Origin of the sequence: Vibrio hangzhouensis (genome assembly GCF_900107935.1) — a bacterium.
Lineage (GTDB): Bacteria > Pseudomonadota > Gammaproteobacteria > Enterobacterales > Vibrionaceae > Vibrio > Vibrio hangzhouensis.
Genome location: NZ_FNVG01000010.1, coordinates 41482 through 54068 on the forward strand (window position 1 = coordinate 41482; position 12587 = coordinate 54068).

The following is a 12587-nucleotide window of genomic DNA, read 5'->3' on the forward strand; positions in this document are numbered from 1 at the left end:
TTTAAATTCTTTATGTTAAGACGTCTTATTAGACACGGATTCATCGTTGCCGTTGCCTCTACATTGACTGCATGTGCCGGGCTGACAGCAGGTAATTTGTTCAGTCACTACACTCAGCAAAACGTCATTGTGTATCAGGCGATAAAGACCGGCCAGTACCAAAAAGCGCAATCTGCGCTACCAAAAGAAGTGGTGGCTGGGGATATTCTTGATAATTTTGAGCGCGGCAGAGTGTCGTTTTTGGCGGAGTCATATAAAGAGAGTAAATCAGCGCTTGAAGCGAGCGACCGCGCTGTTAGAGTTCAACAGGACAAAGCCCTGATCTCTATTTCAGATACGGCAACTAGTGTTGGGGCATTGGCGATCAATGACAATATCACGGAATATGTTCCGCCAGACTACGAACTGGGCTTTCTTCATCTTTATCTCGGTCTGAACTATATACAGCGCAACGATCTTGAAGGGGCTCTGGTCGAAGTGAGGCGAGCAAACCAGGTCCAGGAACGGGCGCGAAAAGCCCGGGAAAATGCTCTTCGTTCGGCTGAATCGGCAATGAGGCAAAAAGGCCTTGATCCTAATATTGGCTCAGTGTTGTCACGTTACCCAGATGCCGGCGATAAACTGAAAGCGGTTCAAAATGGTTATCTTTTGTACTTGTCCGGACTGCTGTATGAGGCTTCTAACGATCTCAATGGCGCGTACATTGATTACACACGAGCTTTAGCTGTTGCGCCAGAAAACGACGCGGTTATTGATGCGGTGATCCGTGTCGCCAAGCGTTCTGGACGCAATCAGGACCTGGCTATACTCAAAAAGCAATATGGCGATCGTCCGAACCTAAATCAGGGAGAAGGACGAATCATCGTACTTGAGGAGCAGGGAATTGTGAACGCCATGCAATCCTGGAATCTCACATTGCCAGTTTACGACAGTCGGGGTAACACGGCGCTCTATACGGTCGCCTTACCTTATTATGTTCCAGGTGTGAGTGTAAAGTATCCGGCGCTGGAGATTGATGGTGAAAAAATTGCCTCAGATGAACTGGTGGATGTGACTCTGATGGCTCAGCAACAACTCTCGGAAAACATGCCAACAATACTACTCCGTCAGGCTCTCAGGGTGTATGCGAAAGATCAGATACGTAAGAGCACCGCCAAAGATGACGATGTCGGAAACTTAATTTTTAATGTTTGGAATACGTTAACCGAACAGCCCGATACACGCAGTTGGCAAACCCTGCCCGGCGTAGTAAATGTCGCCAGTGAGACAGTCAAGGTGGGTACCCATCAGATTTCCGCGGCAGGTCAGGACTATACTTTTGATGTGAGAGACAGACAGACCACCTTGGTGTGGATTTCACGTCAAGGGGGAAGCGCCAGTATATGGCATAAGCAATTAGGAAGAATGTAATGAAAAAGTGGTTAGTAAGCTTCGGGATCCTTTTGACTCTATTTGGTTGCGCATCAAAGAAAACGACAGGTATCAAGATTGAAGGACAGACTCAAACCGTGTTGTACGGTGACGAGCAGATGGGTAATAAGTTCTCAATTGATGACATCTCAACCATCGACACGAATGGCCATGCCAGAGCCGTGGTAAAACTCTCTAACACAACGTCGATTGACCAGATTATCCAATATCGCTTTTATTGGTACGACGAGCAAGGGCTCGAAGTCAACACCAAGCAGGCACCCTGGAAGCGAGCAATCTTACGTGGTGATGAAACCATTACCCTGTCTGAGGTGTCAGTAAACCCGAATGGTAAAGAATTCCGTGTGCAGTTGCGCGGAGCGGATGAGTAATTTCCACTGGTTGGAAAGTAAGTAAGACTAAGGAAACAAAATGAAGAAAAGTATTATTGCTTTGTTGGGTATGGCAGTCATTCTTGGCGGCTGTTCAAATCAAGTAAGTTACGGCGACGCGCAGGCTACTGAAACGACAACGATCGATTTTGGCTCGACGGACCTGCAGAAAATTGCTGGTGACATGGTTGACAGTATGCTGATGTCTGGATCAGTTGCCGCTATTACTCGAGACGGTCGACCAATTGTATTTGTCGAGCGCATCAAAAACAAAACCACAGAGCATATTGATACTGAGTCTATTACTGACACCATCAGCACGAAAATGTTGAACTCCGGCAAGTTCCGTTTTGTTGATATGGATCGAGTTGAGTCGGTGCGTGAGCAGCTGAACTTCCAGAATAATGATGAGTTGGTGAATCAAAGCACGGCGATTCAGTTTGGTAAGATGGTTGGAGCACAATATATGCTTTACGGAAATCTGAGCAGTATTGTGAAAGAAGCAGGTAGCGACAAAGACGTTTACTACAAAATGACGATGCGACTAATGGATCTAGAGACAGGGCTTATTGAATGGGCCGATGAAACTGAGATTCGTAAGCAAGAATCTCGTTCTGTGCTAGGTCTTTAATTGCAGCCATGCTGAACTGGAACGAAGCAGTGCGCCAGTCTGCAGATTTGGCGCTATTACCGCAAGTTCTAAACGAAGTGCCCCTGGGGGCACTTCCACTTTCTGGCGGTCTGACCAACCGAGCGTGGCGAGTTTGTACCCAGTCACATGGTTGGGTTATATGGCGCGCCAACTCACCTCACTGTGTGGTGTTTGATGTTTGCCGTAGCAATGAGTCCGCGGTTATTGAAAATGCCCACAATCTGATTGATACCAATCAAGTCATCGCTCACTCTTCTCAAGGCTTGGTATTGAGTTGGCTGGAAGGTGAACCTTTAGCAGCAGCCAATCAACTTGAGCCCATTCTAGAAGCGCTGGCGAAAATTCATCGAACCGTGCCTGTAACCGGGATACGTCAGTTTGATTACCAGAGAAAAGTGGACCACTATTGGCAGCAACTGAAAAGCGCAGACATCAAAAGTCATTACACAGATATGTATCAGCAGTATCGGACATTACCCCGACTGCATTGTCAGGAGCGAGTATTGTGTCATTTTGATTTTGGTGTGCACAATTTGCTGCAAACGGATAGAGGACTAGCGGTGATAGACTGGGAGTACGCGGCGGTTGCTGCGCCGACCCTGGATCTGGTTATGACGTTAGATATGCTTGATGTTGACATTCAGACAGGGCTCGAGATTTATCAGCGCTATCAGCCTCATATCGATTTTGTGGCTTGGCAGGAGGATATGGCAATCTGGCAACGTCATGCACAAGTCATGGCATCGCTTTGGTATCTTTTAGCGGCACAGGTCTGGAATAACGACGATTTTTTAAACGAAGCTAACGCGATTTATCAGCGATTCTGTTGAGATGATCACTGTTTGGCGTTATGTTTTCCGAAAATTCATTTTACCCCCTATGAAACTAAGGCTTTCATGGTAGATTTAAAGAAAGCGTACCAATAAGGAAAAATTGAGAGGTACTATGATTATCTATCTTCACGGCTTTGACTCAACCAGCCCGGGCAACCACGAGAAAGTGCTTCAGTTACAATTTATTGATGAAGACGTTCGTTTCGTAAACTACAGCACACTGCATCCTAAGCATGATATGCAGCATCTCCTGAAAGAAGTGAACAAACTGGTTCAGGAATCTAAAGATGAGGCACCGATCATTTGTGGTGTTGGCTTAGGTGGCTACTGGTCAGAACGAGTGGGTTTTTTGTGCGGTATCAAGCAGGTGATTTTCAATCCGAATCTGCACCCAGAAATCAATATGCAGGGGCGTATCGACCGACCAGAAGAGTATGAAGACATCGCTACCAAGTGTGTAGAGAAATTCCGTACCAAGAATGCCGGCCGCTGTTTGGTGGTCTTGTCCAGAGAAGATGAGATCCACGACAACAACAAGACTGCGGATGAGCTCAAGGATTATTACGATATTATCTGGGATGAAACGCAAACCCATAAGTTCAAGAAGATATCTCAGCATCTGCAAACGATGAAAGCATTCAAAGATTCTTGATGTAAGAATCATCTTATTGTTCGGTAACATTTCTAAAAAAAGCAGCGATAAATGCTGCTTTTTTTAATGTAAAGCTGTAACAGCTATCACATATGATAAAGATTTTATATGGTACACCTTACTTTATTAGGTTGGTTACTGTAGTAAGGTCGTTTTCACACCAGTTAGTAGCCTGCCTCACGTTCGTAATATACGAAAACGGAGGAAGCCGTGGTTTCTACTCTCAAAGCTCTCAGTCTTGCGATCGCTTTATCGCTCAGTTTTTCTGTCAACGCCGATGATATCCCTGCTGATAGCAACTCTTTTTCATCGCCTTTTTCATCACATTGGTACCTAGGAGGAAAACTAGGTGCAACGAAATACCAAAACGCCTGTGAGGATTGGGCGGTAGATTGTGACGGAACTGATGTTGCCTTTGGCGGTTTTGTCGGTTATCAGATTTGGCAGCACTGGGGGCTAGAGTTAGGCTATCTCGACTTTGGTGAAGCAAAAGCTATGTATCCAGAGAGTGGCAAAGTCAACCAATATACAGGCTCTATGTCCGGCATAGAATTGTCAGTGGTAGGCCGCATCCCGGTGACAGATAATTTGGATGCGTTTGCAAAAGCGGGCACGCTCTACTGGCAGGGTAAGAATAGCGGACCAACCAGAACTCTGACGGATGATGGCTGGGCTCCAGCAGCCGGCGTAGGTGTGGAATATCACTTTTCAACGCATTGGTCAGGCAGAGTGGAGTACCAGTACATTAATGCGCTCGGCAGTGACAAACTTGGAGGCAGTAACGGACATCTGGCAACCTTAGGTATTGTGTATCGATTTAGCTCGGTAGAAGACCCTAATTCAGAGCCAACAACCGAACCAAAACCGGTTACTCCGATAGTGACAACTCGTTTGCCAGAGCTGCATTCTTCGGTTCTCTTCGCGTTCGACTCTGAAAAAATCGAGAATGTTGAGGCGCTCAACCCTATTGTCTATCGATTGACTCGCTATCCTGAAACTCGCGCAACCGTGTACGGTTATACTGATTCTACTGGACCTAACGAGTACAACCAAAGCTTGTCTGAACGTCGGGCAAATGCGGTTTATGAGTATCTAAAACATGCGGGTGTGAGTACTGAGCAGCTAAGGGTTGCTGGTTATGGAGAAGACTCTCCTATTGTCCCCAATGACACGACAGAGCACCGTCATATGAATCGCAGAGTGACTGTTCATATGGAAGAAATGGCTATCCCGTCTAGTACTAATCAAAACTAAAGAGTGACTCATGCAGATGACAAAAACATTTTATCGCTTATGTGTGTTATGGATGACATTCTTACTGGCAGCGTGTAATGGAGACAATAGCGGGTTCCCAACCAGTGAATGCGGGGGGCCGGATAATCCTTGTGCGCCTTATATCACCAGTATCGCAGTTGTGCCTCCAGTCAAGGCGATTGCTGACGGGACACAGTTTCAGTTTCAAGCGATCGCAAACTATTCCGATGGAAGCGTTCAGGATATTTCAACGCTGTCACAATGGAGTATTGTTGACTCATCTATTGCGACGATCGTCTCTGACGGTACACAAGGCGGAGTTGTTGATGCGAAGCAAGTTGGAACCACGACAGTCAACGCTCAGTATCAAACCTATCAGGCTTCATCGGAACTAACCGTTACCTCCGCGGTTTTGGATTCGTTATCTATCTCTCCTGTTAACAAGACAGTTCCAGCAGGTATTGCTGTTCAGTATCAAGCGATGGCGGTCTTCTCTGATGCAAGCCAACAAGACGTGACTAAATTCGGTAACTGGCAAAGTGGTACTGCTAATGTTGCCACGATAGGTCCGCAAACCGGCGCTGCGTCCACGTTATCTCAGGGTACCACTCAGATTAGTTTTAACTATCAAGGTAAGTCGGCGCAAACGGATTTGAACGTAACTAATGCGGTTATCTCGAGTCTGCAAGTCACCCCTAAAAATCTAGCAAAGCCTGTTGGCACTAAAGGTAAATACACTGCGACCGCATATTATTCAGATGGTCACAGTGAGGACGTGACGCAATTAGCGACTTGGAGCTCGTCAAATGCAAGAGCGGTTTCAATAGTAGCAAATGGCACTGATGGCGGCTTGGCGACGGCAAACGAGATTGGCACAACTCAGATAACCGCAAGCTACCAGGGTATCGCATCATTCTCAAAAATGAGTAATACCATATCCGATAGTACAGCAGCGACTGTTACTCAGATCACCGTGACCGATTTGGTGGTGACACCAGCAAAAGCCAGTGTAGCCGCGGGTAATGTTCAACAGTATCAGGCGTTTGCTTTATTTAGTGATGGTACAAGTCGGGAGGTAACAGAGCTAGCAAGCTGGCAATCTTCCAACAACAGTGTGGCATCTATCAATCAAAAAGGACTGGCGGATAGTTACCGCAGTGGTGATGTTGTAGTGACGGCTACTTATGCCAGCCAACAGGCGGATGCTTCATTGAATGTGACTCAAGCTCAGCTAACTGAGCTGGTGGTATCTCCAAACAAGGTCACTATCCCCGCGGGGCATCAAACTAGGCTTCAGGCTCTTGCCGTGTATAGTGATGGGTCTTCGAATGATGTGACTCTGCAATCGGTTTGGACATCAGCGGAGCAGAACCTAGTACAAGTGGAAACCGGCAATATAAGCGCCGGAACGGTACATGGTTTAGTTCAGGGCCAAGCCGATGTCACGGCAAAATTTGGCGGTATGGAACAGAGCAGTGTGATCACGGTAAGCAGCGCTACGTTAACTTCGGTATCTATATCACCTGCTAATGCGACGATTCCAACAGGAACGACACAAAGCTATGTGCTTACTGCTCAGTATTCAGATGGAAGCAAACAAGATGTCAGCACCTTGAGTAGTTGGCAATCTAACAATACTGATATCGCCACTATCAACGCCATTGGAGTGGCACGTGGAGAGCAGCAGGGAACCAGCCAAATAGGCGGGTGTTATTTGGGACAGTGTGCTACAGCGAATCTTGTCATCACACAAGCGGTCGTAACAGGGCTGCAGGTGACGCCTGCTACGGCCACTATTGCCGATGGCCAAAGTCAGTACTATCAAGCGACCGCGTTTTACTCGGATGGGACGAGTAAAGGGGTGACGCAACTAGCGACCTGGACCTCTTCGGATACCGGTATTGCTGCAGTCTCTTCTACAGGAACAACAGGAGGCCAAGCGACGGGTGTTGATCCGGGCAGTGTCACTATTGTGGCTCGTTACGCGGGTCTGCAGAGTCAGGCAACGTTAAATGTGACAGTGGCGACTGCGGTTAAGCTGATTGTGTCTCCTGCCATCACTAAAGTTCCGGCTGGATTAAGCTTACCGTATCACGCGGATGCGCTGTACACAGATGGAACCCTACAAGAGGTAACCTTATTGTCTGTATGGCAAAGCTCTGATGGCGATGTTGCCTCAATTGATGCTTCGGCTAATGCGAGAACGTTTGTTGCAGGCCAAACGACGATTACAGCGCAGTACTTGGGCTTGGATGGCGAAGCAAGCTTAACAGTTACAGCCGCGGTGCTTGACCATCTAGAAGTGACGCCAAATGCAGTCACAGTACCAAAAGGCACAAATGGGCAATTTGAGGCAACCGCAATCTATAGTGACGGAAGCAGTGTTGATGTCACATCCAGCTCTAATTGGAGCAGCTCCGATTCAAGTGTGGTCAATGTTGATAACAGCTCAGCTCACGCGGGTGTGGGCACTGCGTTAACAGTCGGTAGTGCAGTGGTAACCGCCAACTATTCTGGCATGAGTGATACTTCAAGTGTCACTGTTGTTGCACCCACCTTGCTTGAACTTACTATTAGTCCTCAAAACAAGACAGTACCGCTAGGTCTGGAAGTTCAATATGAGGCTCATGCTCGCTATTCAGATGGAACGAGCAAGACAGTAACTCTAGAGTCGAATTGGCAAAGCAGTTTGACGACGGTGGCAACAATTAATTCCGACGGTTTGGCTGCTAGTGTCTATACCGGGGGGACCCAAATCAGTGCGACTTTCGAGTCGATAACCGCTTCGACTTCGTTGACGGTCACCGAACCTATGTTAACGGAGCTGCAGGTAACGCCTGCAACATCCATCATCAACATTCAAGATTTGCAGCAATATAAAGCAACGGCTGTCTTCTCGGATAAAACGGTGACGGATGTGACGACAGGCGCGACTTGGACGATAGCCGATGATGTGATTGCCCATGTAGATAATGCTCGCTTTAGAGAGGGGTTAGTCACGGGTTTAAGTTCTGGGCAAACGTCAGTTGTGGCGAGCTATTATGGTAAAACGGCAAACGCGGAAGTGGTAGTTGGTAGTCTGGCCTATCTGGGCGTAGACGTTGAGCCTGCCGATTCCATGGTCAAAGTAGGGGACACAAAGCAACTTACCGCCTATGCGGTATACAAAGACGTCAATACGAATAAGATTTCTTTTAAAGATGTCACAACGTTAAGCGATTGGCGAGTGCAACATAGAGATACACTTGCCGTGAATACGACGGGGTTGATCGAAGGTAAGTCAGCGGGTAGCAGTGAAGTTTACGCGATCTATCAAAATATTGAAGGAGCAGGACAGGTTAGTGTTGTTGATACATATGTCAGTCAGTTAGTCGTTACACCAGACAATGAGACAGTACCAGAAGGAACAGTGGGTCGATATAAGGCAGTTGCCAAATATCATCAAGGTTTACCTGATGAGGATGTGACTTCAAAAGCGACGTGGTCTTCTAATAACCCTACTGTGGTTCAAGTGGTCACTACAGGGGAGTCTGGAGGTAGTGGTGAAGCCTTATCCGCAGGCACTGCGCAGATTAAAGCTGAGTTTGATGGGGTTGAGGATGAAGTCACCACCACGGTTTCTCCTCTGGTTCTAGCACAAGTCGCAATAGAACCAAGGCAGGACATCCTCTATTCTGGTACGCCATTCCAATATCATGCTATCGCTTATTATCAAGGTGGGGCGAGCAAAGGTGTTACCTTGGATGCTGAATGGTCGAGTAGCGATACAACTGCGGCGACGATTGAAACCGGAAATACCAAGGCGGGTTTGGCTCAAGGTGTCTATGAAGGGGGACGTGCCACAATTACCATGTCATACCAAGGCATGACAGATTTTGTTGAAACGCAAACCTATCCTGCCACAACGACAAAGGTAGAAATCGTGCCACAGAATATCACGGTTGCTGCTGGCGATTTTGTTGAGGTGACCGTAAACGTCACTTTCTCTGATGGGCGTGTTGAGAACTACGCTAAATATGTCTCTTGGAGCAGTTCTGACATGAATATTGCTTACCCATCCAAACAGTATGTCAGTGGTATCTCGGCAGGGACCGCTACCATCACTGCATCATTTGAAAATGTCACCGGTGACGCTTCGGTTACGGTGACGCCCTAGTTTTTTTGATGAGATGCTGCGTCGTAACAAAACGGCTCCTTAGGGAGCCGTTTTTATTGATAGGCCTGTCGATTAACAAATGGCCATTTAATTCACATTACAAAAATAATTCCACTCAATGGTTGCGGACATTGATTTGCCCTATATAATAAAACCATTCTACATTATTTGATAAATATCAAAAAAAGTTGAGAGCAAGAAGCGAACTTGCCCTAAGATGTTCAAACAAAGACGATTTTGAACAAAATTGTGAAGTGAAACGGCGAATGTACCGCGCGAGGGTCACTCTACTCAGCCCCCAAATTGCGCATAATGACCAAATTTTCGGCGCTTTGATGAGATTCAGGGCGTTTAACAGCTTTAAAACTTTCAAATTTCACTTTTTAGGAGAGCCATTGTGACTAATATTGTCGTTGTTGGTGGAGGCGCAGGCGGACTAGAGCTTGCGACCAAATTAGGCCGTACATTAGGACGTAAAGGGCGCGCCAATATTACCCTTGTGGATCGTAAAGCCAGCCACCTTTGGAAGCCACTGCTGCATGAAGTAGCGACGGGTTCACTGGATGAGGGTGTGGATGCTTTGAGTTATCGTGCTCATGCAAAGAATCATCATTTTGATTTCCAGATGGGCAGCCTTCAGGATATTGATCGTGAAAACAAACGTATTTCGCTCAGTGAACTGAAAGACGAGCAAGGCGAGCTGCTGATGCCAAGCCGTAACATCGACTACGATATTCTGGTACTGGCTATTGGTTCAACCTCAAATGATTTCAATACGCCTGGGGTTCGTGACAACTGCATTTTCCTGGACAGCCCGGAGCAGGCACACCGCTTCCGTACAGAGATGAACAATGAGTTCCTGAAACTGCATGCGAAGAACGGTCAAGGTACTGTTGATATTGCCATTGTTGGTGCAGGTGCTACTGGTGTAGAGCTTTCCGCTGAACTGCACAATGCCGTGAAAGAACTTCGTACCTACGGTTTTGGTGACCTGGATTCAAGTAAACTCAACGTGAACCTCGTCGAGGCAGGTGAGCGCATTCTTCCGGCACTGCCACCTCGAATTTCAGGTGCGGCTCACTCTGAGTTGACCAAATTGGGTGTGACGGTTCGCACCGCAACGATGGTGACACAAGCGGACAAAGATGGCCTGACAACCAAAGACGGTGAAAAGATCCCTGCTCAGATCATGGTTTGGGCTGCGGGCATTAAGGCACCTGATTTCATGAAGGAGATCGCGGGGCTTGAGACAAACCGTATCAATCAGTTGGTAGTGAAAGACACACTGCAAACGACACGTGATGATGACATCTTCGTTATTGGTGACTTAGCTCAGTGTACTCAGGCTGACGGTAAGTTCGTGCCGCCAAGAGCGCAAGCGGCTCACCAAATGGCCAGCCGCGCGTTTAGCAATATTGTCGCTAAGCTTACTGATCGTGAGTTAAAGCCGTACGTCTATAACGATCACGGTTCGCTGGTCTCGCTAAGCCGATTCTCAACTGTAGGTAGTCTGATGGGTAACTTGACTAAAGGCTCGATGATGGTTGAGGGGCGAATCGCTCGCGTCGTGTACATTTCGTTGTATCGTATGCATCAGATGGCGCTGCACGGTATGTTCAAAACCGGATTGATGATGTTGGTCGGTCGGATCAACCGCGTCCTGCGCCCGAACCTTAAACTGCATTGATTTCAAATGATAAAGAGGCGTTTACGCCTCTTTTTTTATTTCACCGATTACGGCTTTGGGGGGATGAGCGAGTAAACTTTGCCGACTTTGGGTACTTTATTAAACACAAAACGATTTTTCGCAAGGCACTCAAATTGAGCCCCGACTCGTTCCGCTAATTTATGACTGGCAGTGTTATTGGGATCACAAACGATTTCCAGTCGAGTGAGCAATAGACGAGTGAAGCTGAATTCAATCAGTGCTTCTAAGGCTTCAGTAGCAAATCCCCGATGTTGTGCACTGTCTTTTACCCAGTAGCCCAGACTGCCCATATTGAAAGTGTGGTAAAACTCATTCAGCGCAACCATACCCAAAAATTCATCGTTCTCGCGGTCGAACAATGCAAAACCAAGGGCGTTCGCCTTAACCCAATTCACCCGAGTGGCACCAATAAACTCATCGGCTTCCTGTCGTGTGAAGTTACGATGGCACCAGTCAATCCATTGGTGAAGTGAAGGTGATGTCTTAATGGCCTGTATGAGCTGCTCAGCATCCTCCAGCGCCAACAATCGCAGACACAATCGCCGAGTGTAAATAACATATTGGGTATTCATCGAGTCCTATCCGTTTGATAGATTATGAAAAAGGCCCGACTAGCGGGCCTCTTCATTATTCCTGAACGCGTCTAACTTGTATAATCATGCCCATCAGCGGGTGATCGAGAAAGTGAGTTTCGCTGCTTCTCATACGACGTTTCTGGTCCATACGGTAGTCTTTAAGAAAAGTCAGTGTTTGGCGTTGCGGTTCGATGGACTCCAGGTTACCGACAATTACGTTATCGTCGAGTGTACTTTCTGCAGTCTCTGTTAATTGTACTTGCTCCGGGGCTGCAGATTCGGTCTCAATGATGACTTCTTTTGTACTCGGTGACTTAAGGTCAAGTTGCGCTTCGGCATACAGGTAATGTTGAACGTACACCTGCAATTTGCCATCCAATTCATATAAAGGTCCATCAATGGCCACTTCTGTCACACCATCGACAGGGGAAGTATTGATGATAGCACCGCCTTTTTCACTGCCGTCTGCATTAAAACTGGCGGAGTAGTCTTTACCGGCGCGGATGTGAAAAACCGGTGCGGAAGCCTTGCCGCCATCGCCCTGTCGCCAGGCTTTATGCATCAGAACAGTATATCCGGCATGATCTTTAAGCTTATTCACTTCTTCATTTAATTGATATGAAGATAAAGGCAGCATGGTCACGCCTTTCGAATCTCGATAGCTCGCATCACTCATTGAACCAGCACGGCTGAAGTCAATGGCCGGCATTTCATTTGGCCAGGACTCATTCACTTTTTCAGGGTTGACCGCGCGTTTGAAAACGATCACTTCTATATCAAATTGTCGCTGAGCCAAGCTTGGCATAGAGACTAATAGGAGTAGCAGTGGGATCAGTTTTTTCATTGTTTCTCCATTGATTGCCACTATCATTGTGTGCAATCCCATTATATCAATTAATACAGGGCGTTGCCGAAACATTTCTAAGACAAAACGTTAAACAGCATACTGTCGCTG

General features: G+C 47.1%; 10 protein-coding genes. 8 read left to right on the top strand and 2 right to left on the bottom strand.

The features are described from left to right. Positions 1-12 precede the first annotated feature (12 nt). The 8 genes from C4S60_RS11550 to C4S60_RS11585 all read left to right on the top strand — a co-directional run bounded on the left by C4S60_RS11550 (position 13) and on the right by C4S60_RS11585 (position 11036). Positions 13-1410, top strand: a complete 1398-nt coding sequence (locus C4S60_RS11550; RefSeq protein ID WP_103880611.1) for a COG3014 family protein — start codon at positions 13-15, stop codon at positions 1408-1410. Next, on the top strand, positions 1410-1802 hold the full coding sequence (locus C4S60_RS11555) for a YcfL family putative periplasmic lipoprotein (RefSeq protein ID WP_103880508.1): 393 nt from the start codon (positions 1410-1412) through the stop codon (positions 1800-1802). Before C4S60_RS11550 ends, C4S60_RS11555 begins: the two co-directional genes overlap by 1 nt. Positions 1803-1842: 40 nt before the next feature. Then, complete coding sequence (lpoB, locus tag C4S60_RS11560) at positions 1843-2433, top strand: penicillin-binding protein activator LpoB (RefSeq protein ID WP_103880509.1); 591 nt, start codon at positions 1843-1845, stop codon at positions 2431-2433. Positions 2434-2441: 8 nt separating this feature from the next. Further along, entirely contained in the window at positions 2442-3284 is an 843-nt protein-coding gene (locus tag C4S60_RS11565; protein WP_103880510.1) for a phosphotransferase, read from the top strand. Positions 3285-3399: 115 nt separating this feature from the next. Then, positions 3400-3939, top strand: coding sequence for an alpha/beta hydrolase YcfP (gene ycfP / locus C4S60_RS11570; RefSeq protein WP_103880511.1), 540 nt, complete (start codon positions 3400-3402; stop codon positions 3937-3939). Between the two features lie 210 nt (positions 3940-4149). After that, positions 4150-5193 (top strand): outer membrane beta-barrel protein, encoded by a 1044-nt coding sequence (locus C4S60_RS11575; RefSeq protein ID WP_103880512.1) that lies wholly within the window; start codon positions 4150-4152, stop codon positions 5191-5193. A gap of 10 nt (positions 5194-5203) precedes the next feature. Further along, positions 5204-9349 carry an Ig-like domain-containing protein gene (locus tag C4S60_RS11580; RefSeq protein ID WP_103880513.1) on the top strand — a complete coding sequence of 1382 codons (4146 nt, stop codon included), beginning with the start codon at positions 5204-5206 and terminating at the stop codon, positions 9347-9349. Positions 9350-9746: 397 nt separating this feature from the next. Beyond that, positions 9747-11036, top strand: a complete 1290-nt coding sequence (locus C4S60_RS11585; protein ID WP_103880514.1) for an NAD(P)/FAD-dependent oxidoreductase — start codon at positions 9747-9749, stop codon at positions 11034-11036. A gap of 47 nt (positions 11037-11083) precedes the next feature. Here the strand turns inward: C4S60_RS11585 and C4S60_RS11590 are convergent, their stop codons facing one another. Together C4S60_RS11590 and C4S60_RS11595 are read right to left on the bottom strand one after the other, a co-directional pair. After that, complete coding sequence (locus tag C4S60_RS11590; RefSeq protein WP_103880515.1) at positions 11084-11629, bottom strand: GNAT family N-acetyltransferase; 546 nt, start codon at positions 11627-11629, stop codon at positions 11084-11086. 55 nt (positions 11630-11684) lie between these two features. Next, a complete protein-coding gene (locus C4S60_RS11595; RefSeq protein ID WP_103880516.1) occupies positions 11685-12476 on the bottom strand; it encodes a peptidoglycan binding protein CsiV in 792 nt (263 codons plus the stop codon). Positions 12477-12587: the final 111 nt, after the last annotated feature.